At 57.8% G+C, this 21,948-nt stretch carries 19 protein-coding genes; 7 read left to right on the top strand and 12 right to left on the bottom strand.

The window, feature by feature from the left end; translation table 11 throughout:
• Positions 1-16 precede the first annotated feature (16 nt).
• From DI396_RS15620 to DI396_RS15600, 5 genes are all read left to right on the top strand, one after another.
• Positions 17-865 carry an ExeA family protein gene (locus DI396_RS15620; protein ID WP_110797282.1) on the top strand — a complete coding sequence of 283 codons (849 nt, stop codon included), beginning with the start codon at positions 17-19 and terminating at the stop codon, positions 863-865.
• The gene (locus DI396_RS15615; protein ID WP_110797280.1) at positions 865-2,424 is read left to right on the top strand and encodes a GumC family protein; all 1,560 of its coding nucleotides are present in this window, start codon (positions 865-867) and stop codon (positions 2,422-2,424) included. Before DI396_RS15620 ends, DI396_RS15615 begins: the two co-directional genes overlap by 1 nt.
• Before the next feature lie 37 nt (positions 2,425-2,461).
• The gene (locus DI396_RS15610) at positions 2,462-3,286 is read left to right on the top strand and encodes a CpsD/CapB family tyrosine-protein kinase (RefSeq protein ID WP_110797279.1); all 825 of its coding nucleotides are present in this window, start codon (positions 2,462-2,464) and stop codon (positions 3,284-3,286) included.
• Positions 3,287-3,456: 170 nt separating this feature from the next.
• Positions 3,457-3,876, top strand: a complete 420-nt coding sequence (locus DI396_RS15605; RefSeq protein ID WP_110797277.1) for a PACE efflux transporter — start codon at positions 3,457-3,459, stop codon at positions 3,874-3,876.
• A 146-nt stretch (positions 3,877-4,022) separates the two neighbouring features.
• On the top strand, positions 4,023-4,283 hold the full coding sequence (locus tag DI396_RS15600) for a spike base protein, RCAP_Rcc01079 family (RefSeq protein WP_110797298.1): 261 nt from the start codon (positions 4,023-4,025) through the stop codon (positions 4,281-4,283).
• 64 nt (positions 4,284-4,347) lie between these two features.
• Here the strand turns inward: DI396_RS15600 and DI396_RS15595 are convergent, their stop codons facing one another.
• From DI396_RS15595 to DI396_RS15575, 5 genes are read right to left on the bottom strand one after another with little or no spacing between them, the layout of a single operon-like run.
• The gene (locus DI396_RS15595; protein WP_110797275.1) at positions 4,348-5,712 is read right to left on the bottom strand and encodes an oligosaccharide flippase family protein; all 1,365 of its coding nucleotides are present in this window, start codon (positions 5,710-5,712) and stop codon (positions 4,348-4,350) included.
• A 7-nt stretch (positions 5,713-5,719) separates the two neighbouring features.
• Complete coding sequence (locus DI396_RS15590; protein WP_110797274.1) at positions 5,720-6,697, bottom strand: glycosyltransferase family 2 protein; 978 nt, start codon at positions 6,695-6,697, stop codon at positions 5,720-5,722.
• Positions 6,690-7,307 (bottom strand): sulfotransferase family protein, encoded by a 618-nt coding sequence (locus DI396_RS15585; protein ID WP_110797272.1) that lies wholly within the window; start codon positions 7,305-7,307, stop codon positions 6,690-6,692. The genes DI396_RS15590 and DI396_RS15585 overlap by 8 nt, the downstream gene beginning before the upstream one ends.
• Positions 7,308-7,334: 27 nt before the next feature.
• Positions 7,335-8,183, bottom strand: a complete 849-nt coding sequence (locus DI396_RS15580; protein ID WP_110797270.1) for a sulfotransferase family protein — start codon at positions 8,181-8,183, stop codon at positions 7,335-7,337.
• Positions 8,180-9,178, bottom strand: coding sequence for a glycosyltransferase family 2 protein (locus tag DI396_RS15575; RefSeq protein WP_110797268.1), 999 nt, complete (start codon positions 9,176-9,178; stop codon positions 8,180-8,182). Before DI396_RS15575 ends, DI396_RS15580 begins: the two co-directional genes overlap by 4 nt.
• A gap of 164 nt (positions 9,179-9,342) precedes the next feature.
• Between DI396_RS15575 and DI396_RS15570 the strand changes: the two genes are divergently transcribed.
• Positions 9,343-10,998 carry a hypothetical protein gene (locus tag DI396_RS15570; RefSeq protein ID WP_110797266.1) on the top strand — a complete coding sequence of 552 codons (1,656 nt, stop codon included), beginning with the start codon at positions 9,343-9,345 and terminating at the stop codon, positions 10,996-10,998.
• Here DI396_RS15570 and DI396_RS15565 read toward each other — a convergent pair.
• The 5 genes from DI396_RS15565 to DI396_RS15545 all read right to left on the bottom strand — a co-directional run bounded on the left by DI396_RS15565 (position 10,952) and on the right by DI396_RS15545 (position 17,479).
• On the bottom strand, positions 10,952-13,654 hold the full coding sequence (locus DI396_RS15565; RefSeq protein ID WP_162617252.1) for a calcium-binding protein: 2,703 nt from the start codon (positions 13,652-13,654) through the stop codon (positions 10,952-10,954). The genes DI396_RS15570 and DI396_RS15565 overlap by 47 nt on opposite strands.
• Positions 13,655-14,025: 371 nt before the next feature.
• Complete coding sequence (locus DI396_RS15560; protein ID WP_162617251.1) at positions 14,026-15,003, bottom strand: sulfotransferase family protein; 978 nt, start codon at positions 15,001-15,003, stop codon at positions 14,026-14,028.
• Positions 15,004-15,037: 34 nt separating this feature from the next.
• Entirely contained in the window at positions 15,038-15,886 is an 849-nt protein-coding gene (locus DI396_RS15555) for a glycosyltransferase family 2 protein (protein WP_110797260.1), read from the bottom strand.
• Complete coding sequence (locus tag DI396_RS15550; protein WP_110797258.1) at positions 15,876-16,730, bottom strand: sulfotransferase family protein; 855 nt, start codon at positions 16,728-16,730, stop codon at positions 15,876-15,878. The genes DI396_RS15555 and DI396_RS15550 overlap by 11 nt, the downstream gene beginning before the upstream one ends.
• Entirely contained in the window at positions 16,727-17,479 is a 753-nt protein-coding gene (locus DI396_RS15545) for a WecB/TagA/CpsF family glycosyltransferase (RefSeq protein ID WP_162617250.1), read from the bottom strand. Before DI396_RS15545 ends, DI396_RS15550 begins: the two co-directional genes overlap by 4 nt.
• Positions 17,480-17,770: 291 nt before the next feature.
• Here DI396_RS15545 and DI396_RS15540 point away from each other — a divergent pair, with 291 nt between their 5' ends.
• Complete coding sequence (locus DI396_RS15540) at positions 17,771-19,168, top strand: mannose-1-phosphate guanylyltransferase/mannose-6-phosphate isomerase (protein ID WP_110797256.1); 1,398 nt, start codon at positions 17,771-17,773, stop codon at positions 19,166-19,168.
• 54 nt (positions 19,169-19,222) lie between these two features.
• On the opposite strand, the gene DI396_RS15535 is transcribed toward DI396_RS15540, so the two are convergent.
• Both DI396_RS15535 and xrtD read right to left on the bottom strand, forming a co-directional pair.
• The gene (locus DI396_RS15535; RefSeq protein ID WP_110797254.1) at positions 19,223-20,185 is read right to left on the bottom strand and encodes a sulfotransferase family protein; all 963 of its coding nucleotides are present in this window, start codon (positions 20,183-20,185) and stop codon (positions 19,223-19,225) included.
• A gap of 28 nt (positions 20,186-20,213) precedes the next feature.
• A complete protein-coding gene (gene xrtD / locus DI396_RS15530) occupies positions 20,214-21,809 on the bottom strand; it encodes a VPLPA-CTERM-specific exosortase XrtD (RefSeq protein ID WP_110797252.1) in 1,596 nt (531 codons plus the stop codon).
• Between the last annotated feature and the right edge of the window lie 139 nt (positions 21,810-21,948).

The raw sequence follows: 21,948 nt of genomic DNA, 5'->3' as shown, positions 1-21,948 counted from the left end.
ACAGGCTTTTTGACGTATGGCAACCGAAGCAATGTATGCGGATTTTTTTGGCCTCGCCGAACGTCCATTTACCCTCTTGCCCGATCCCAGTTTTTTGTATTGGTCCAAACAACACCAACGCGCCTTTTCGGTGTTGGAGTTCGGCATCCTGTCGCGGGCTCCGATCACTTTGATCACCGGCGAAGTCGGTTCCGGCAAGACCACGCTTTTGCAGGCCTTGCTGGCGCGGCTCGAAGAGGGATTGACCGTCGGTCTGATTTCCAATGCCCAGGGCGGGCGCGGCGAATTGCTGCAATGGGTGCTCAATGCTTTCGGGATCGAATCCGCAGGTCTGGAATATGTGAAGATGTTCCAGACCTTTCAGGATTTTCTGGTTGCGGAATATGCGGCCGGTCGGCGCGTGGTGCTGATCATCGACGAGGCGCAAAACCTGTCGGTCGAGGGGCTTGAAGAAATTCGCATGCTGACCAATGTCAACGCCAACAAGGACGAGTTGGTGCAATTGATCCTCGTTGGCCAACCCGAATTGCGTGATATCGTCCGCAAACCCGAAATGCGTCAATTGGCGCAACGCGTTGCGGCCAGTTTCCACTTGGGTGAAATGGACGGCCCCACCGTGGCTGAATATATCGCCCACCGTCTGCGCACCGCAGGCGGCACCGGCGAAGAGTTTACCCCGGAGGCCGCCGCGATGGTCTATGACCATACCGACGGGGTGCCGCGTCTGGTCAATCAATTATGCGATCTGTCGATGCTCTATGCGTGGAGCGCGGAAACCCGTGAGGTCAATGAGGCCACAATCAAAAGCGTGCTCGACGACGGCGTCTTCTTTGGGGCCGTGCGCGATGTGAAGGAAGACAGCTGATGACCACGATACACTATTACCTTTCGATCGTTCTGCGCCGTCTGCCGCTGGCTTTGATTGTGGCGGGGCTGATTGCGGGTTTTACCATCACAGCAGCGATGACCTTGCCGCCTGCCTATGTCAGCCAGACACGGTTGGTGGTGGAAAGCTCGCAGATCCCCGGGGATCTGGCCGAAAGCACGGTGCAATTGCCCCCCGAAGAGCAATTGCAATTGTTCGAGACGCGGCTTTTGACCCGTAATAACCTGCTCGATATCGCCAAACGTTTGAATGTGCTCGATGGTCAGGAAGACATGAACCCCGACGAAATCGTCGATGCCATGCGGGCGCGCACCAAGATCAAAAGCTCTTCGGGGCGCAACAAAGCCACCTTGATGACCATGACGTTCGAAGCCTCGCAGGCGCAAAAGGCGGCGGCTGTGCTCAACGAATATCTGACGATGATCTTGCAAGAAGATGCGCAATTCCGTTCGGACCGGGCCAGCCAGACTCAGGACTTTTTCCAACAAGAAGTGACGCGTTTGGGCGCGGAGCTGGATATCCAGTCGACAAGGATCCTGAAGTTCAAAAGCGAAAACGCCGATGCGCTGCCAGAAAACCAGAACTACCTGCGCAGCCAGCAATCGAGCCTGCAGGAACGGCAATTGCAGTTGGACCGCGAAATCACCAACTTGCGCGAACAGCGGCTGCGTCTGGAACAGATGTATAAAGCCACGGGGCGATTGGACACGACGACCCGTGATCTGCGCTCGACCGAAGAGGTCAAGCTCGAAGAGCTGAAAGAAGATCTCGCCGAGGCGCGTTTGGTCTTTTCCGAACAGCACCCGACCGTGAAGCTCCTGATCGCGCGGATCAGCCAGTTGGAAGACACCCTGCGGGCCAAGCAGGACGCCCCGTCCGCCGAAGATGGCAGCGGCGCGGCCGAAGAGGTCGATCCGGCCCGTGCCATGTTCGATTTACAGGTCGGCGAAATCGACACGCGCATGGCTTTGCTCGAAGAGCAGAAAACCGCGATCACCGCCGAATTGGAAAAAATCACCGACGGGCTGTCGCGGACCCCGGCCAATGCCATCGCCCTTGCTGCGCTTCAGCGCGATTACGATAACGTGCAGGGGCAATATAACGGCGCGGTCGCACGTTTGGCCAAAGCTTCCACCGGCGAGCGGATCGAAACCCTGTCGCGGGGCCAACGTGTCACCGTGATCGAACAACCTGCCGTGCCGAGCCAACCAACCAAACCCAACCGGCTGCTTTTGTCGGCGATGGGGGTTGCGGCGGGCCTTGGCGCGGGCGGCGCGTTGATCTTTTTGCTGGAGCTGTTGAACACCTCGGTGCGCCGGCCCGAAGATCTGGTCAATAAACTCGGGATCACCCCGATCGTGACCATCCCCTATCTGCGCACCCGCAAACAAAAAGCCATGCGCCGGATGCGGTTGATCATGGCGATCCTTCTGGTCTGTGCTTTGATCCCGGCGATGCTTTATGCGGTGCATACCTATTACAAACCTCTCGATCTGATCGCCGACCGGATCATGGATAAAGTCGGCTTTCGCGGCTAAGCCCCACGGCAACAGGCCCGCATAGGAGATAGTGACGATGGAACGTTTGCAGATCGCTTTAGAAAAGGCCCGCGCCAACCGGCAAGGCTCTGGTGTCCGCGCGGCGCGCCCGGCCGCAGCATCGGGCGCGCCCCATAGCAAAGAGGCCGCATGGGAGGCATTGACCGCCCTGGATGTGGATGAGCAGGCTCTGGCGCGCAATCGGGTTCTGGCCGTGAGCGGCGGACCGGAAGCGGCGCCGTATGATTTGCTGCGCACCCGCGTGATGCAGCAGATCCGCGAGCAAGGCTGGCGCCGCGTGGCCGTGGTGTCGCCCAATGCCTCGGCGGGAAAAACCACCACGGCGGCGAACCTGTCCTTTGCCCTGGGTCGTCAGGATGATTTTAGCACCATCACATTGGATTTCGATTTACGCCGCCCGGCTTTGGGCCATGTTCTGGGGCAGGCTTCTGCGCATAACATGGCTGATGTGATCCGCGGCCAGGTGGAGTTTGCCGACCACGCCCGACGCCTTGGCAGCAATCTTGCCTTTGGTCTCAACAATCGGGCGGTGACGCAATCGTCGGAATTGTTGCAAAGCCGTCAGACCATTGAAGTGCTTGAACAGATCGAAGAGGCCTATGCCCCGGATCTGATGCTCTTCGATATGCCGCCTTTGCACGGCGCCGACGACAGTTTCGGATTCTTGCATCAGGTCGACGCCGCCCTGATTATTGTCGAGGCCGAGAAAACCTCTATCGCGCAAATCGATGTGGTGGAACGCCAAGTCGCCGAAAGCACCAATGTGATGGGGGTGGTGCTCAACAAATGTAATTATGCGCGCGGCGTTTACGGGGCGAATTACGGCTACGGCTATTACTAGGATCCAGCCAGCCCCTGCGGCGGGCGGCAATGCGGGATAAACCCTGCGGCACGCATGGCTCAGGCGGCGTGTTCATCCGGTTGCAATTCCTATAGGATCTTCTTGTGAGGACGACCTCCCCCTATCGGGTACTCTTCCGGGACGGCCCGGTCTTATGACGGGCTCACCCCATGCGAAAAACCCACGACCGGATCCGCCACGCTATCAGCTTTGAAATCATCGGACTGCTGCTTGTCATCCCGCTTGGGGCGATGGGGTTCGGCATGGGTCTGGCGGATATCGGCGTTGTCGCCATCTTCGGGGCAACCATCGCAACGCTTTGGAATTACGTCTACAATTTGTATTTTGATCGCGCGGTGAAACGTTTGAGAGGCCGTGTTCACAAAACATTCGGCATAAGAATTTTACATGCCCTGCTCTTTGAATGCGGACTGTTGGTGATGACGCTTCCGATGTTTTCCTATTATTTGGGGATCGGAGTGTGGCAGGCATTTGTGATGGATCTGGCCTTTGTGGTTTTCTACCTGATCTATGCCTTCGTGTTTAATTGGACCTATGATCAGATCTTCCCCCTGCCCGAGGGCGCATAGTCCCGGCGGGAGGGCCAACTTTGATCCGGCCACCGCGCGGTGGGGGTCAGAACACTTAACCTCTTGCGGCCTATTTTCGGGGCCAAATCTAAGACGCAGCCGCGTGGTTCATGACGCGCGGCCAAACCTTTAAGGAGCCCGCCCCGATGTCCGATATCTTCGAAAACCATCAAGCCAGCCTGCAAAGTCCCGCAAGCCGCGTGTTTGCCGTCACGCCGGATGATGGCGCCGATCTGGCCACCGCGACCCGCGCCATCAATGTGGCGGCCGCCGGTATTGTTCGGGTGCAAACCGTGGCGGGCGATGTGGGCGATGTCTTTGTGGCCGCCGGCATTCCGTTTCCGGTCCGCGCCATCCGCATTCATGCCACCGGCACCACGGCGACGGGGATTGTCGGGTTGGCATAGGCGCCTAAAAATCAAATCTCTTCTGAACGGCCCCGAAGCGCACTTCGGGGCCGTTTTTACAAAGCTATCCCGTTGGCAGGCTCATATACCGCGCTACGATCGCCGCGATCAGCAAGATGCCCAGAATCCAGACCCATCCGAGGATCAGAGAGAACCGCGTCACCAAGGGCCGAACCTTGACCAACAGGTAGGCCGCACCGAACAGCGGCGCGAGGGCAGAGCCAATCAACGCGCCTTTGACCCCAAAGCTGGCATAGCCTGCGGGGATCAAAACCAACGCCCCCAATGCGCGCAGACCGCTGTTAATCATCATGGCTTTGCTTTGGCCGTCGATCATCAAAAGCGTCCCCAAAGGGACAAAGCGCATACTCAGAAAAACCAACCCCAAAAACCGCAGATATTCCCCTACGGCCGCGAAACGTTCAGGGTAAAGCAGATCAAGAAAAGCGGGGCCAAGGGTAATACAGCCCGTAAAAGCCAAGAGGCATATGGCGTCGATCGCAAACTGTACCCGCATGAATACTTTGGGGAGACGGTGCGCGGCTGTGCGGCGCACCTCGGCAAGCGTTGCCAAACCAACAAAATTACCCAACCGCTGAACCACCATGCGCCCTGCATCGATCCAGATCATTGCCACCGCGAAATACCCAAAGGCTACCGTCGACATGAGCGCCCCAAGAAAAAAGCGGTCGCTATAAAGGCCAAGCAATTGCAAGGCCGAGGCTCCAATGATGAATTTTCCAAAGGTCCAAAGCCGTGCTTCAATTTCGGTATCGCGCAGGAATTTCATCCGTGGTCCGTCATAGATCACATGCGATGCGAGGGTCTGCATCACATTCATAGACAGCGCCCCGAGCAGCAAAGCCCAGACCGTTGGCGACAGCTGCGCGCATCCGATCATCACCGCGATCGACAGAGCGCGCGAGACCAGCATACTGCTCACGAATCGCGCAAAACGCATCTGCCGATTGACCAATTCGCGCGATGTGGATTCAATCCCTTGCAGCAAGGGGGCCAATGCGGCCAAGGCCAAAAGCCAAGGCAGCCGAGGATCGGCATAGACCGTGCCCGCACGGGCCACATGCGGCGCGACAAGCCCCAAAAGTACAGCGCAGCACAGCACCAAGAGCGCAATACCGACACCCCGGCGCAGCTTCACGCTCCATGCCACGCGCATGAAATAGGGATCATCCCCATCCGGCTCGCGGGTGATTGATGTGCGAATACCAATATCGGTAAGCAGGTTTAGCGCCGTCAAAACCGTCATCACGATCATCATCAGCGAGAAGGCTTCGGGCAGCAAAATGCGCGTCATGATCAGGTTCGACCCGAGCCGCAGCGCGTTCTCTCCCACCACCCAGATCAGGTTCCAACCGCCTGCTGTGGCGGCGCGGCGACCAAGAGACTTTTGCGGTTTAGGCGCGCTCATGACGGTCTCACTTATATTCGATCAGGCCCGCGCGGCGGCCCAAAAGACGGCGCAGGTGGAACTCGGCGACGCCTTGGCCCTCGGCCAGTTTGCCCACCGTCAGCAGCGCGGCGTTCTGCCATGCGGCGCGATCCCCGCCCGCACGGCGCGCCAAACGGGCGATCTGCACAGGATAAAGCAACAGGGCCAAGATCCCCAACGCCGGCGCCGTCAAAAGCAGCAAGACAATCACCACCGGCAAGGCCAACCCCCATGCCGCCGCGCGTTTGGTTTCAGCCACGAAATGATATTCAGGCGCGGCCCCGTGCATATAGGCTCCCTCGGCAAAGGCATGGCCTGCCCGCCGCGTGCGTTTCCAAAATTGCCCGAAGGTGGTCATGGCCGCATCATGCAACGTCATCTCGGCATCAATGCGCCAAATGCTCCAACCGCGCCCGCGCAGCCGCACGCACATCTCCGGCTCTTCGCCTGCGATCAGGCCGGGATCATATCCGCCGACCTCATCGAGCGCGGCCATCCGCATCAAGGCATCACCGCCGCAAGCAAGGGCCTCGCCCACGGGCGTGTCCCATTCGCGGTCGCATTGCGCGTTATAGACCGAGGCATCGGGATGGCGTTCGCGGCGGCGCCCGCAGACCACGGCCGCGCGCGGTTCGGCTTGCATCTTGGCCAAGGCCTCTGCGACAAACCCCGGCTGCAATTCACAATCTCCGTCAATGAAAATCACAAACTCGGGCCGTGTGCCGGCGGCGCGCAGGGCCTCCAATCCGGTGTTGCGGGCACGGGCTGCGGTGAACGGCTGGCTCATGTCGAGATCCACAACTTCGGCGCCAAGCTCACGCGCCAAGGCGGGCGATCCATCGGTTGATCCGCTGTCCACATAGATCACCCGCGCCGCTTGTCCCAAGGAAACAAGGCAGGTACGCAAGCGTTTGCCCTCGTTACGGCCAATGGCAATGGCGGCGATGTATACGGTATTATCCATTGGCGCCTCTGCCCCATGCGGTTTTGAGATCCAACCCGGTCAAGGTTTCGAGCCGGTCAAAATCGGCGTAGAATTCTTCCGCCAATTTCGCGGCTGTCTGGGGGCGCATCGGCTGCGGCACATGGGTTTTGGCGGTGCCTTGCGGCATCCGCGCCAAGGCCCGCGCCCGCAGCTTTTGCCGCAACCCGTTCGGCACCAGATGGCGCAGCGCGGCCACCGGCCCAAGGCGGCGCATCAGGCCGCGTATTTGTTGAGACTGCGCAACGGTGCGGTTGTGATCGACCGCGCGGTTCACCGGCTCGCGCAGCATGTAGATGAATTTGGCCTCGGGGCAGTGGGTCTTGATACGCTCGGCCGTTTTGGGAAACAGCGGCGCAAGGCTGTAGAGCGTCGAAGCGTCGCCGCGCAATTGGCCCGGTTTTGCGTCGGTAAATAGGGCGGCATAACTGTCGATACCCGCCTCATAACGATCATCGCGGGCGAAAAACTCCGGCTCTTTTGGCTCGGTCAGGAACAGGTCCGGATGCGCCTGCAACCGCGCATGCAAGCTGGTGGTGCCAGCCTTAGCCGCACCGATGATAAAGAAATCGCAAACAGGGGCAGTGCTCATATCGGGTATCGGCTCCGTCCGGTGCGCTTAGGGCGCGCATTTTTCATAGGCCATATCAAGGCTGTCATTGTCCGGGAACAGCGCCTTGAGGCGGGATTGATCGGCGCGAAAACTGGCGGTCAGGCGGGCGCGGTCCTCGGGGTTCAACTTTGGGCGTTCCTGCATTTGCCGTCCTGCTTTGAGACGGTCGCGCACCGATTGCGGGACCAGCGCGCGGCGCAGCCATGTGGCCACCGGATTGTCGAAAATCACCCCGTGCAGCGGCAAGCGGCGGATGCGTTCCGCCGAGACATTCATCTGCTGCAAATCATCGCGCCATGTCAGCCCCGCCTGCCCCAAATGCGCGGCGGCTTTGTCCAAAACGCTTTGCGGATCGCGCTTCATTTCTTCCATTGTCATCACAAGGATATTCTGTGCACCAAAGGCATCGCACCACGGTGCGATCTGTTCGCCATAACGGCTATAAGCGCATAGCTCCGGGTGCTTTTCGAGTGCCTCCTCCAGCGGGCAAGCGATCACGCCTTGCGTCCATTCGTGGATGTAGTGAGAGATCAGCCGGTCCAAAGGGTCGCGGATCATATAGATCAATCGCGGCGCAATCCCCGCAGATTGCAAACGCGCAATCGTCTCTGGGTGGGTGGGCAATTTGGTGTAATGCGTGCTGGCTTCGCCGGTCAAATCACCGGCGCGCGCGTCCTTATAAAGCGCACCATACCAATCCGCACCGCGCGCATAAACGGCATCATCGGAAAAGAAATTCGGCTCTTTTGGTGTGGTGATGAAGATGCCGCTTTGTGCGCCAAGCTGCGCCGCCAAAGTCGTCGTGCCGCATTTCATCGCACCGATCAGGATGAAATCAGGGTTGGCTTTGCTCATTTCGGGGCCCGCCTGTCGCCAAGGGGGCGCATGAAGTTGGTCCAGATATCGCGCATTTCGCGTTCAACGGGCAACGTGTTGACCTTGCGGGTCAGCAAGAGCCGCGCATAGGTCAGCCCCGTGCCCAGATACCATGCGAGGTTGGCAGCCAAGAGACCAATGCGCCCATGGGATTGATACATCAACCGCGTGCGCGAGGCATAGTAATAAGCGGGCAGGCGTTTGCGCGCTTTGGCCAAGGATTTAACAGGGGCGCTGCCACCGCGAAAATGGATCGCACGGGCGCCTTCAACGTAACGGGTGCCCCATCCGGCGCGGCGCGCGCGCAGACAATATTCGGTGTCCTCAAAATAGAGAAAATAGCCTTCGTCCATCAAGCCGATCGCGTCGATCATCTCGCCGCGCAGCATGATCGCGGCAAAGCTGGCCCATTCGATTTGTTCCTGCGCAGGGGGCATATCGAGCGGAATATCATAGCGTTTGAGTAGCCGTGTCACCGGCCCGCTTTGCGCCCCGCGGATCATTTCAGAGCCGGGGGTGGGGAAGCGAAAACAACTGATCTGCCGCGTGCCATCGTCATATTCGAGACGGGCGGCAAACAGACCCGTTTCGGGATGGGCCTCGGCATCGGCCAAAAGCGCAGCAAGGCACCCCTTGTGTACCACAGCGTCGGAATTGAGCACGAAATAGAACCGCGCTTTCATCGCGCGTATGCCTTGATTATGCCCGCCGGAAAATCCGGTGTTCTCGGCCGAGACAACCAGGCTGACGGGGATGTCGGGATTTTCGGCGCGCGCGGCGGTCAGCCAATCGGTCAAAACCACATCAGAGCCATCGCCCGATCCGTTTTCGACAATCACCACATGGGCGCGTAGATCGCCGATATCATCCAGCACCGATTGCACGCAATCGATGGTCATTTGGGCGGTGCGGAAATTGATGATCGACACCACCAGATCCAGCGGCGCGGCGGGGGGGGATTCAACCTCGGTCATGGTCAGCTTTGATCTATCTATTCTGTCACAGCAGGCGGCGCGGGCAATACGCATATCTTTGGCGGAAAATGTGGCTTTAGTTTCGCATATCCGGTTTGGGAATGCTATGAGAGGGGTACGCGTATCTTTTAATAAAACCCAATAGTGTCACTCATAAGCCCCTGATGCCTAATGCCATTGCATATATTGCCCTCTTCGGGTTCCCGTTGGTCGCGGCCTTTCTGTTCCGCCGTTTCACTTTGATGCAGGCGGCGGTTCTCACGGTCCTGATCGGCTATCTATTTTTACCCGAAAAAACCGGCGTGAACCTGCCCGTTCTGCCCACGATCGACAAAAAAAGCATGCCCGCGATCTGTGCGCTGATTTTTGCCGCGCTCAAGATGAAAACCGAACGCCGGTTGGCCATACGGCGCGGCGCGCCGGTTGTGAGCGTCGGGGCTGAAACAAAAGAAGACAGAACCCCTTTGGGCCGCCGTGCCGCGCCCTCACGTGCGGCTCCCCAACAACGCAGTGCACAAACCACGCATCGCAAGGCCACCCCCAGCGCGCGCTCAGTTACACCCCCAAGCTCGATGCCGGTGACAAAAGCCCCCAACGGCAAACTCGTCTATCTGATCATTGGGATATTACTGTTCAGTACCATCATTACCTTTCTAACCAACCGTAGCGGATTGACGTACGGGCCTTTGCGGCTGCCTGCGATCCGGCCCTATGACATGCCTGCAATGATGTTGAATTTTGTCATCATGCTATTGCCGTTTTGGATTGGTTGGCGGTACTTACGCCGCCCGGAGGCGAGCCGAACGCTTTTGCGGATGCTCGCGTTGACCGGCGTTGCCTATGCCTGCCTTGTGCTCTTCGAAGTCCGGATGGCCCCGCAACTCAACACATGGATTTATGGGTTTTTCCCGCATTCATTCGCGCAGCATATGCGCGCGGGTGGTTTTCGCCCCATCGTTTTTTTGGCCCATGGGTTGCGTATTGGAATTTACCTGAGCTTTGCGGTTCTGGCCGCAGCCTCGCTGATGCGGCTGGAGGAAACATCGCGGGCGCGGATGCTCTGGGGGCTGGCGACGGGGTTCTTGTTATTAACCCTTTTGGTGTCAAAGAACCTTGGCGCGACAGGTATCACCATTTTGATGCTCGGTGCGGTGTTTTTGATGCCGCAAAGAATGAAGTTGCTCTTCGCTGCAACCATCAGCGCCGTGGTGTTGTTTTATCCCATGGCGCGGGCGATCGACGTTGTGCCAACCACCACTTTGGTGGAGTGGGCGGCAAAAGTGAGCCCCGAGCGCGCCCAGTCTTTGAATTTCCGATTTGAGCAGGAGAACGTGTTGCTGGACCGCGCGGCGCAAAAGCCAATAGCAGGTTGGGGGGCATGGGGACGAGCACGGGTCTATGACGCCGAGACCGGAAAAGATCTCTCTGTCACCGACGGCACTTGGATTATTTTCTTCGGCAACCATGGTTGGATCGGCTACTTATGCGTGTTCGGTTTGCTATGCCTGATCCCGATCCGCTTAATGCTGCGTCGCACACAACTGAATCCTAGCAGCTATGATATTGGTCTTGTGCTTGTTCTGACCGCAGGGCTGATCGACTTACTCCCAAACTCTTCTCTGGTGCCGCCTTTATGGTTGATCACTGGCGCCCTATGGGGGCGCTATGGTGCGCTTCGTCAAGATATAGAGAATAGACAAGCGCACCAAGGCATAGAGCCAAATGATATGGGCATGAGTAGGGCCGGCCCACGCAGCGATCCGTCGCGGCGGATCAGAAAATCCAATCCAGATCGGCCGTCCCCAAGCCCACGAGCATGAAGCTGTCATCACCGTTTCTAAATTCGAGCCCTGTATCTGTGGCGACCGCATAATCGGCAACATTCTCTTCGCCGCCAAAGAAATCTCCGAACCGGATCCGGTCTTCTGCGGTGAAGTCGAGGATTTCATCCTGTCCGTTTCCGACGACAAATGTATCGCGGCCAAGGCCACCGATCAGCATATTATTGCCACTACCGCCGACGATATAATCATCCCCGTCGTCACCAGATATCATGTCGTCTCCGACACTCCCGACCAGCTTGTCGTTCCCTTCTCCGCCATAGACCTGTGCGCCGCTATCGGCGATGTAGATGGCGTCGTCGTGGTCCGAGCCGAAAATCGTTTGCGCCCCTTCGATGAGATCACCCAAAAGCTCTGCAGTCTGCTGTGCATCTCCGGTGATTCTATCTCCGTTTTTATCGGTCAGGTCCATGTTGATCGACCAATAGGACAGGCCAATACTCTCGCCGTTGATGTCAATCGTCGCGTCACGCTCTGCGAAAAAATAGGTTTCTCCAACAGCATCCCCCAACGATTGGCCAAGCGCGGAATACGGATTGATGCGCGAAATCTGCATGCCTTGTTCCATCTCCGAGGCATCAACCATGTCTTGTGCTTGAAGGTCGCTGGGTTTGGCCCGCATCGGCATCATGGCCGCAACGGTCGTATGAGGTGTGTTCACCGAACCTTCCTCGATGCCCAGCGTGGGATCTGCGAAACCGAAAACACCATCGGCCAATTCCCAAATTCCACCGACTTCAAACTCAAGCGCTTCGATATCAAACAGGTAATCCGTCCCGTCGGTTCCTTCGAGAAGGTACCCATCGCCATGTTCGCTCAACGCGTACTCGCCAATCGTGCCCGAAAGACGCACAGTATCATGACCATCGCCGCCATTCATCCCGTCATCGCCCGCTCCGGCAATAAACACATCATTGCCGCGGCCACCGGTGAGGTAATCTTCCTGCGCCGTGCCAACAATCACTTCGCTCGCATCGGTGCCTTGCACCACAATCCCTTGCAAATACTGGTCGCCCGCTTCGGCGCCATCCCACCAAGCTTCGGTCACCTCGTTCAACTCTTCAAGAAGGTCTGCGCGGGGGTTCTCATCCAGCAAGCTGGCATAGAGGCCCCAAGATCCCCATTTGTTTGCGACTGACGCTTCGGTGAACTGCATGAAGGCTCCATCGGCGATATCGGTCCATGCGTCCCATAAAACCTGATAGAGTTCGGCCATCTCTTCACTGCGCACAAAGCCAGCCAAGAATTCCGTCAACTGTGTCAAGTCGGCATCGCTCATGCCTTGAACGGCAAAGCTGTGCTGTACGTGTTGGCCGCCCTCATAGGCGACAAGATCAAGGCCCGTTGCCTCGGCCAAATCCTTTTGCGCCTGCCAACTTTGAACCGTGAAGGGAATCGAGCCTTGATATTCTGGATCAAGCAGTTTGTTGAACAACCAATCGGTCGCATCAACCGAGCGATCATTAAGAACATCGAGAAGTTCGCTGCGCATTTCTGCGACCCGCGCCGTGGCACCGCCAAAGTAATTTGTGATGGCGATCTCATCAAACAATGTTGTCGGATTAACCCAAGCATCAGGCTCCATTTCAGCCCAAGTCGAGGCGGTGAGCATCTGCTCTGTTACCCAAGCATTAGCAGTTTGCGTGCCCAAGACGGGGACAAGGCGGTCTTCGGCTTCATCCCCGAACACCTCGTTCCAGATTTGCACCATATTCACCGACATCTTGGTGTAATATTCAAAGCGCAGATCAGAGCCCCATTCCTCAATGCTCTGGTCTTTCAACCAACGCGACTGATCAAAAGCCAAGTTCCAGATTTCGTTGGAATATTCAATGCGAATTTCCAAAGATGGATCAAGATTGTCACGCACATAGGTGGCGAATTGACGGATGTAATCGTCGTCTGCCAAATGCGGCATGTTGAACCACGGATCGGCTCCGACCTCGTTGGCGAGTTGCACCATGTCTTCAACCGAAGCGATATTGGTAAAACCGCGCTCAGCGGCATCGGGTGCATCATCCCAAGATGTGACCTCGGAATTGTTGGTCTGCATCCAGTTCATAAAACGGATTTGGCGCGCATCCCCGATCAATTCAATCCAATCGGGGTTGAAGGTCGCACCGGCTTGGTAAAGGTCATAGGATTCTTGTGGGACGATCGAGATATCACGGATGTAATCACCCGAACCCGAGAGGTCGGTTTCCATGATTTTGAGCGAGAAGGAATTGCCCGATGTGTTTTCAAAAACGATTTTGCCATCTTCTTCGCTTAGGATCGTTGCATCCCCGCTCAGAGTAATTGTGCCCGTTCCTTCATAATCGAGGACGTAAACACCGCTGCGTTGCTCGGCAAGAGCCGCGTCTGCTGTGCTGGTATTGGTCCAACCAAAGGTCGTCTGAACCCACAATCCGTCAGGAATTTCCGTCGGCCAACCGTCATCGTCGAAAAGCCCGCTTTCCAAGAGTTCCTCGTTGCGAACCGCGCCCCACTGTTCTTGGCTCGATGCGACCCAAGGATACATGGTCTTCATCAAATCAAGGAAAGGTTGCGCGCTGTTCCAGCTCGCGATACCGCTCAAGTTAAAGGCAAGCGTGGGGTTGTCATTTCCAGTTCCGGCAGTCGTTTGCGTTGTCATCAGTACCATCCCAATACAGCAAGACAGGATCATCATTCGTACAGAGCGCAAGCAGCTCACTATGAAAGAAGGCGATCCAAGCGTGATCAATTGTGTTTCTGTCACCTGCTAAAATCCTTCATGAATGGGGAGATCGTGGGCCCGATATGAGGCAAAAGAATGCGTATTAACGACGAATATATTCAAAGCATCTCCGTATGCCGCAACAAAGCCTTTGAAAATACGCCTCCTGTTGCCAAATGCGCGGAATATGGCCTAAATCAGCCCAAAAAACGCCTAAAACGCCACAAATAGACTGTGATATGTGGCTTTTTACGATTTCACCAAAACGCGCCCCTCCCCTAAAAATACCGACGCCCGCATGCGCCGCCCTAAATTTTCTTCCGGTTTCGGATTTTGAACATGATGAACCGCCCCGTGACGCGCAGGACATCGGCAAAATCCCCAACCCGCACCGGTTTGCGGCGCTGTTCGAACCCCAGCGCGTCGATCTGCGCACCGCAAAGCCGGCTGATCAGCCAGTATTCCAATCCCGTCAGGTCCTGTTTGGGTCCCTGATCGGAGAAGGATGAATTGGGCCGTTCGGGTTTGGTGATCTCGCTGTCCAGATCCTCACCCAAAAACGCCGCCAATCCTTTGGCCGTCTCTTGGCTGTCGCGGGTCAGGTCGTGGAACCGCACCAATGTCACGTCGCCTGCCCCTCTCGCCGCTTCGGTGCGATAGCTTTTGGCCGCCACGCGCCAATAGAGCGCATAGAACAGCGGATGGTACCGCCCCGGATGCCCATCTTCGGAAGTTTCGGGGATGAATTTATACGAGCGCAGCACCTCATGGGGTTGGCGCAGCAAATAGACGATACGGGCCTCTGGATAGGCCGCGCGCAAAGCGGGCAGGTTGCGAAAGGCTTTGGGCATTTTATAGCCCCATTGCGCCGACCCTGACCGCGCGGCGAGCCGCATCATCCATTCTTTTTGCAATTCAAGCCAAGTGTAGTCTTGCCCTGAAAAGCAGGCGCGCAGCGCATCGTTCATTGCATCCACCTCGTCTTCGCGCATCTTCGGGATGGCATAGGTGGTGTGGCGCAACCGCGCGCGGATTTGCCACCCCATGAAGTGCAGCAATGTCTCCAACTGTTCCGCGCTCGGGGTTTGATGATCAGACAGGCCAATCTCATAGGCTTTGTCTTGGATATAAAGATCGTCAAACACGTACCAATCGCCGATCTGCGACAAGACATGGCTCAAGAAGGACGAACCAGAGCGCGGCATGCCCACCACAATCACCGGCGCATTGTCGGTTTGCGGCGTGCTGATGCGGGTTTGGGCGAAAAGCGGGTCGGTCAGGGTCATAGGCACATCCTTAGGGTGCGAGGTGTCAGGCACATCATCGGCCACGGCTCCAATCCTTGCCTGCCGGTTTGAGCCGCACCGCCAGATGCACCGCCATATAGGCCGCAAAGCCAAAAGGCATACGCGCGGCAAGGCGCAACAGATGCGCGCGGGTCAGGGGCGCTTTGGCCTCATTCCCCATCAATTCGGGATAGAGCGCGGCCAATTCGGTAACGCCCGCGTCCTGGCGCCGCCGCACGCGCGTCAGCGCGGCAAAACCTTCGATCATCGGCCAGTGATACCGCGCGGGCACTTCGATGCGCTCATGGGGCGCGAAGTTCAGCCGCACGAATGTATCATCCGAGATGATGCGTGGAAAACCGCCCCAACGGGCGCGGCCGGATGCATTCACCGCAAAGAACCCCGCCCCCACCGCACCGCCTTTGACAAAGGGCAGGCTTTGCCAGAAGCGCGCATAAAGCCGGGTAAAACGGCTTTGTGCGGGCGCGACACACAGCGTCCCGGTTGCATAAAGCGGCGCATCGGCGGCCAAGGCCCGCGCCACTTGTCCCAACAAATCTGTGTCGCAAATCACATCGGCATCCAGATAGACGCGCGGCGCGGCGCCCTGCCCCATCTCCACAAGCGCCGCCTCGGCGCGGTCCAACGCGGCGGTTTTTCCGCCCTCAGGGCTGTCGATGCATATAAGAGTGTGGCCGAGGGCGGCAAAACGCGCGGTCTGTGCCTGCGTCTCGGTCACCGTGCCATCGGTGCAGGCATTGGCGGACACCACCACAACCATCGGCGGGCAGGTGATCTGCGCCAAGAGCGCCTCAAGGCAGGGCGTGATATAGCCCGCTTCATTATTGGCGGGGATGATCACGGCAAGGCGGCTATCCGTCATGCAGCGCGCTCCCCATGCCCAAATCTTGCGTAAGCGTCTCTAATGCGGCGCGGTTGGTGACATTGGTGCGCGCCGAGGTGCGTTTGAGCGCCGCCTTGACCGGAGCGCGCGCATGACCAAGCCAATCGCAAATGCGATCGATGCTGGGTTGATGCAGTTCGGGGCGCGCGAAGGCGGTGCTATAATTCAAGGTCAGCGGCGCGAAAGGCGCAAGAAGCTGGTCCTCATAGTCGAGCATCGCCAAATTCCAGCGCAATTGCGCCTCCATGATCGCAGGTTCAACCGCAATATCGAGGGTCTCTGCGGCGCTGCCCTTTTGCAAATGATAGGTCTGGGTCTGCTGCGCGACACTCAGTGATAGACACTGATCAAAGGTATTGCGGCGCATATGGATGAAGCGAAAACCGCTGTCGGCGAGACGGGCCAAAAAGGCGTGATGGTCGCGCAACCGCTGCACTTCGAACATCTGATAGGTGATGATCTTGGTGCCGTAAACGGCGACATCGGCGTTGCGGCTGCGGGCCATGTTGTGCAAAAATCCGGAAGGGTCGCACATCGCGTAATGCAACTCTTCGCCGCGGCAATCGATACCTGCCACCTGATTGAGCAGTTGCACCAAAAGCGTGGTGCCGGACCGGGGCCGCCCGAGAATGATGAAGCGTTTGGGGTCATGGGTCTTGCCGCGGCTCTTGGCGAAAATTTGCGCCTCGCGCAGATAGCCCTTGAGCGAAACGCGATCCTTGTGCCAGCGGCCCAAAACATACGGCGCGCCGACGGGCGGGGCGCTGTGCACCGGATGGTCTGACAGGTCGATCCGCTGTGGCATCATCCCCGCTCCGCTCATGGTTTTTGCTTCAGATAGAGCCGGAAAATGCGCGGCCCGTCGATCACGTAACGGCGAAACATCCGGCGCGGGTTGCTGCCCAAACGGTGCAACCATTCAAGCCCGTTGTCGCGCATGAACCGCGGCGCGCGGTTTTGGCGTCCGGTGAGAAAATCAACGCTGGCCCCGACACACAACGCAATGCCGCGCGCCGTCCCGCGCGTTTTGAGATCGGCGGCAAAATATTCTTGCTTTGGAAAGGAAATGCAGATCAGCAAAATATCGAAACGGGCGGCCTCGGCGGCCTCTAAGGTTGCCTGCCATTCGGCGCTGCCACGTGTCATCATCGGCGCGGCAATATGGGTGAGCGCCAGATCGGGATAAAGCGCGGCCAGATCAGCAAAGGCCGCATCATCGGGGCCGATCACCGCAATCTCTTTGCCGCGCGCGCCCGCGTCTTCCAAAAGATCACGGGTCAGATCCGATCCCGGATAGGGCCGCAAATCCAAACCGCTCATCCGTGCCAGACGGTTCAAAATCCGGCTGTCGCACATCAACCAATCGGCGCCGGTATAAATGCCGCGCAATTCAGGGTGTTTATTGAGCTGCACCACATGGTCCACATTTGGCGTGACCACATAGGCAAACGCGCCGCGCCCGAAGGACAAAATCCGCGCGCGCCAATCGGCGGGTGTATCGACCGTGAACTCGATCCCCATAAAGAGCGTGCTGGCCGGGGCGGCGGGGTCTTGAGAGGCAGTCGCCTGCATGGGGGTCATTTTTCCGATAGTCTGCGTCAAAAGCCCGTCTAAAAGGGGCGTGTAAAAAACCCGTGTCAAAGGGCCCGTGGCAAAAGAGTCTAGTGGTTTCAAATCTAAAACAAAACCGCTCGAGCCGGTGGGTTTGCGATACCACGGGGCGGCTGTGGCAAAAACCCTGCACTTACGGCGCGGCGGCGGGACAGTCCATATTCAGAGATAGAACCGCTTTACTCGCCACGTAAAAACCTTTTTGTTCAAAGAGCACTGCCCCAGACGTTTTTGACACGCAGGACCTATTAAATGATCATTCCCGCCATTCTTTGTGGCGGCTCGGGCACCCGCCTGTGGCCGCTGTCGCGCAAATCTTACCCCAAGCAATTCTTGCCACTGGTCTCGGACGAGAGCCTGTTTCAATCCACCCTGCGCCGCTTTGCCGCCGAAGGCTTTGCCGCGCCCCTGGTTTTGACCGGCGACGAATTTCGCTTCATTGCCACGGACCAAGCCGCCGCAACCGGATTGATGGATGCGCGCGTGGTGATCGAACCCAGCCCGCGCGACACCGCCGCCGCCGTTTTGACCGCCGCCCTCCTGTGCGAAGACACCCCCGATGCACAGATTTTGATCGCGCCGTCGGACCACGTCATCACCGATGTGCCCGCCTTTTTGGATGCCGTTGCCAAAGGCGCAAAGGCCGCCCGCGGCGGCACATTGGTCACCTTTGGTATTCCACCGACACGGCCCGAAACCGGCTATGGGTATTTGGAATTGTCCGAAGCAGGCGGCGAAGGCGCGCGACCTCTTGAGAGTTTTCGTGAAAAACCCGACCTGACCACCGCCGAAACGTTCCTCGCGTCGGGGCGGCATTTGTGGAATGCGGGTCTGTTCTTGGCGACTGTGTCGGATTTGATCGCCGCCTTCGAATTGCACGCGCCCGATTTGATCGCGCCCTGCCGCGCCGCAATCACAGGCGGCAGCGATGATTTGGGCTTTTTCCGTTTGGACCCTGCCCCGTGGAACGAGGCCCGCGCGATCTCTTTCGATTATGCGGTGATGGAAAAGGCCCAAGACGTGGCCGCCGTGCCGATGGAGTGCGGTTGGAATGATTTGGGCAGCTGGGATGCGCTTTGTGATCCCGGCAAAGACGTGACCACCCATGGCGCCGTCACGGTGATCGACAGCACCGACAGCTACCTGCGCTCGGAAGAGGCCAATATCCATATGGTGGGTGTCGGCCTTGAGGGCATTGTCGCCGTGGCCACCCGTGATGCGGTTTTGATCGCCTCCAAGGACCGCTTGCAGGATGTGAAAAAAGCCGTCGATGCCCTGCGCAAAAAGGGCGTCAAACAGGCCGATGAATACCCGCGCTATCACCGCCCGTGGGGCTGGTATGAAACGCTGTGCCTCGACACGCGGTTTCAAGTCAAACGCATCATGGTGAAACCGGGCGGTATTCTATCGCTGCAATCGCATGTGCACCGCTCGGAACATTGGATCGTCGTCGCGGGCACCGCCGAAGTGACCATTGGCGAAGAGGTCAAATTGGTGTCGGAAAACCAATCCGTCTACATTCCGCTTGGCACCAAACACCGCATGGCCAATCCCGGCAAGGTGCCGATGTATTTGATCGAAGTGCAAACCGGCAGCTATTTTGGCGAGGATGATATCGAGCGCTACGAGGATATTTATAACCGTAGCTAAGGGCGCTTTGGGCCGGAATCCGCCAAGGTTTCGGCCCGCGCCAAGGTCATGCGCCTATTTCAATTGCGCCTGATGGATGTCATTCATCCGCAGCCGGATCCGCGTGTTTGCCCCGCGCAGCTTGAACAGACGGCTGAGCTTTTCGCTCCAGAACAATGTGCGGCCATAGCGTTTCATCCCGAAGCGCCACAGGTAGAGCTTTTGCTCGACCTTCAATTTCAGCGCCTCAACCCCGCGTGGCACATGACCCGCCCCCGTCGGCGCATAGCCGCACGCGCGCATCAAATCGCCCGCTTTACCCTCGACCAAGGCGATATCGTAATCAGAGCATTTATGACGCCATTGCTCGACCAATTTGGGATCGGGCGGCGCGTAGCTGCTGCGCTCGTGATAGGTCAACATTGCCGGATTATAGTCCACGCCAATAAAGCCGCAGACAGCTTTCAATTCGCGGTCCATATCTCGAAACAGGGTCTCGTAGCGCAGGGTATGCACCCGCGCCGGATCGGCCAGTGTCTCGGCCTGCTGCCAACTTGTCTCTGTCGCGATCCAATGATCGATCCCGTAATAGGGCCGCGCCGCCCATCCCATCGGCACCGAAGAGCGCGCCACATCGCGCGGATCACGCAGCATATGGATCATCTTTGCGGCGGGCAAAATCCGCACCGCACGGGCCAGGTTGTGATGCAGATTGAAGCTGAGAATTTTATCCGGCGTGCGGGCCTGAAACTGGGCCAGAAAATCCGCGAGCAAATCAAGGCCCTCAAGGCCTTGGCGGATCTGCAATTTTTTGGAGCGGAAAATCCGGTCGACCTGCAGCGCGTCGAGATCATAACGCCACCCCGTTGGATGCGACGGATCAGGGCGCAAGAAATCGAACAGGAAATCCACCTCGCCAGGATTGGCGATCTGCCCGTGGGTGTCCAGCATCAGGCGGAACATCGTCGTGCCAGAGCGCATCGCGCCGCACACAAACACCCCGTCAAATGTCTCGAGCCCGTGATCGGTCACGCTCATGGTTTTGCTCTTTCGTCTCTATCGTGGCTCAATTGGGTACAAACCGCGGCAACACCTGCACCGTTTCTTTGAACATTTTCTTGAGCCGCACTTCGGCCTCTTCTTCGGTTTCGCCGCGCACAATCGGCGTGATCAACCGGACCAGCGCCCCATCGGTACGGCCCAAAGCGATCCCGTCATAAAGCAGGTAGAATTTCGCGGCGAAATCCCATGCGACGTGGCGGCCATGTTGTTCGAACCAGTAGTAGGCCAACATCCGGCTGGTGCCTTTTTGGATCACCGCGCGGTTGATCATATAGGGGGCATCGAACCCGACCTCGGGGGCGATATCGACCCGCTCGAGCCATGCGATTTCCCACCCTGCCGAAGGCAGGCAGATTTCCGGAGAATGGGTGCCGCCTTTGGTTTGGTCCTTATAGAAGGCAGAGAAAAATTCGACCTTCGCGGCCTCTTTGGGGCTCGAGAAGTCAATCGAATGATAGTCATCCGCGCCCAGAACCTGTTCCACCGCAGCACTCAGGGCGGGTTTGGGCGGTCCGGCTTTCCACTCCCCCATTTGCCGCGGGAAGAGGGCAAAGGGTTCGCGCGATGGTTGGACGATCTCGACGGCGGGGCGCATATACCATGCCGCAGCCGCAGCGGTCACCATCAAGGTGCCAAGGATCAGCGCGCGCGATGGCTGGACCAGGCGCAGCCGCGTCAATTGCGTCAACAACCCATCGGTGTCCAAATCCAATGCTTCGGGCAGGCTGGGCTTGTCAGGATGGATAAACAACATCAACCACGCCAGCAGGAACAAGATCACCACGCAGGCCATGAAAATCACCCAGCCCTCGAAGAAATGCGAAAACCCTTCGACATGTTCCGGGCCCCAGCGTTCGACAATGACCCCGGCCAACGCAATGCGCACCGAGTTCATGAACACGGTGATCGGCGCCGCAGAAATCAACAGCACCGCCTTATGCCACATCGGCCCCTGATAGAGGACGGCAAAGATGTAGGAGAAGGACAGGATCGGGAAGAGATAGCGCAGGCCAGAGCAAGCCTCGGCCACATGCAATTTATAGACGCCCAGATCGATGATATTGCCTTCAAGGAAGACCGTCACACCCAGGACATGCAAGAACCACACGCCAAGTTCCGAAGAGACCGCCTGCAAAAATGTCGAAAGTTTATAGTACAGCACGCCGGGCAAGGGCAGCATGTAGACAAGGTGCAAAACCGGCGGCCAAAAATGTTTGCCCTGTTGCCAGCCAAAGGAAATCAACAAAACCGCACCAACCCAAAGAATGGTGGCATAGGCGGTGATATCATCGATCTGGGCCAATTTTCCCAAAGCGCCAAAGGCCAGCGCCACACCAAGCAAAAGCAATCCCGGCCAGCGGTCGTTTTGCGCGCCAAGGTGGACGGGTTCGGTTTTCAACTGGCGCAAGAACAACAGGCCCGACAAGACCGGAATAAGCGGTCCGTGGCTGTATTCGGGCAATTGCCATGCCACCAAAAGTGCGTTCAGCCCCTCTTGGAAAAACACCGCCGCCGCGATCACAGCCATCAAAAGCCAAAACGGCCCCACATAGCGCGATAGGGCGTGGGTTGGAGGGGGGGTATCGCTTGCGAAGGACATAAGACAATTCCGGTTTATAAAATCTGGGCGAACATCACCGCAAAAAGGCGGCAGCTCTTGGGCGTTTATGCGTCTGTATAAAGGATTTCCAATATACTCGCCAGCGCCCCCAAGACAAAGTGAACGCCCCTGCGGCAAT

It is taken from the genome of Litorivita pollutaquae (assembly GCF_003205515.1).
Classification (GTDB): domain Bacteria; phylum Pseudomonadota; class Alphaproteobacteria; order Rhodobacterales; family Rhodobacteraceae; genus Litorivita; species Litorivita pollutaquae.
Note: the sequence above shows the minus strand (reverse complement) of the source record. Positions and strands in the feature narration are given on the sequence as shown.

What these genes read in the sequence shown, in the direction of transcription:
- DI396_RS15620 (WP_110797282.1), top strand. Translation starts at nt 17, where the DNA reads ATGGCAACCGAAGCAATGTATGCGGATTTTTTTGGCCTCGCCGAACGT.
- DI396_RS15615 (WP_110797280.1), top strand. Translation starts at nt 865, where the DNA reads ATGACCACGATACACTATTACCTTTCGATCGTTCTGCGCCGTCTGCCG.
- DI396_RS15610 (WP_110797279.1), top strand. Translation starts at nt 2,462, where the DNA reads ATGGAACGTTTGCAGATCGCTTTAGAAAAGGCCCGCGCCAACCGGCAA.
- DI396_RS15605 (WP_110797277.1), top strand. Translation starts at nt 3,457, where the DNA reads ATGCGAAAAACCCACGACCGGATCCGCCACGCTATCAGCTTTGAAATC.
- DI396_RS15600 (WP_110797298.1), top strand. Translation starts at nt 4,023, where the DNA reads ATGTCCGATATCTTCGAAAACCATCAAGCCAGCCTGCAAAGTCCCGCA.
- DI396_RS15595 (WP_110797275.1), bottom strand. Translation starts at nt 5,712, where the DNA reads ATGAGCGCGCCTAAACCGCAAAAGTCTCTTGGTCGCCGCGCCGCCACA.
- DI396_RS15590 (WP_110797274.1), bottom strand. Translation starts at nt 6,697, where the DNA reads ATGGATAATACCGTATACATCGCCGCCATTGCCATTGGCCGTAACGAG.
- DI396_RS15585 (WP_110797272.1), bottom strand. Translation starts at nt 7,307, where the DNA reads ATGAGCACTGCCCCTGTTTGCGATTTCTTTATCATCGGTGCGGCTAAG.
- DI396_RS15580 (WP_110797270.1), bottom strand. Translation starts at nt 8,183, where the DNA reads ATGAGCAAAGCCAACCCTGATTTCATCCTGATCGGTGCGATGAAATGC.
- DI396_RS15575 (WP_110797268.1), bottom strand. Translation starts at nt 9,178, where the DNA reads ATGACCGAGGTTGAATCCCCCCCCGCCGCGCCGCTGGATCTGGTGGTG.
- DI396_RS15570 (WP_110797266.1), top strand. Translation starts at nt 9,343, where the DNA reads ATGCCTAATGCCATTGCATATATTGCCCTCTTCGGGTTCCCGTTGGTC.
- DI396_RS15565 (WP_162617252.1), bottom strand. Translation starts at nt 13,654, where the DNA reads ATGACAACGCAAACGACTGCCGGAACTGGAAATGACAACCCCACGCTT.
- DI396_RS15560 (WP_162617251.1), bottom strand. Translation starts at nt 15,003, where the DNA reads ATGACCCTGACCGACCCGCTTTTCGCCCAAACCCGCATCAGCACGCCG.
- DI396_RS15555 (WP_110797260.1), bottom strand. Translation starts at nt 15,886, where the DNA reads ATGACGGATAGCCGCCTTGCCGTGATCATCCCCGCCAATAATGAAGCG.
- DI396_RS15550 (WP_110797258.1), bottom strand. Translation starts at nt 16,730, where the DNA reads ATGAGCGGAGCGGGGATGATGCCACAGCGGATCGACCTGTCAGACCAT.
- DI396_RS15545 (WP_162617250.1), bottom strand. Translation starts at nt 17,479, where the DNA reads ATGCAGGCGACTGCCTCTCAAGACCCCGCCGCCCCGGCCAGCACGCTC.
- DI396_RS15540 (WP_110797256.1), top strand. Translation starts at nt 17,771, where the DNA reads ATGATCATTCCCGCCATTCTTTGTGGCGGCTCGGGCACCCGCCTGTGG.
- DI396_RS15535 (WP_110797254.1), bottom strand. Translation starts at nt 20,185, where the DNA reads ATGAGCGTGACCGATCACGGGCTCGAGACATTTGACGGGGTGTTTGTG.
- xrtD (WP_110797252.1), bottom strand. Translation starts at nt 21,809, where the DNA reads ATGTCCTTCGCAAGCGATACCCCCCCTCCAACCCACGCCCTATCGCGC.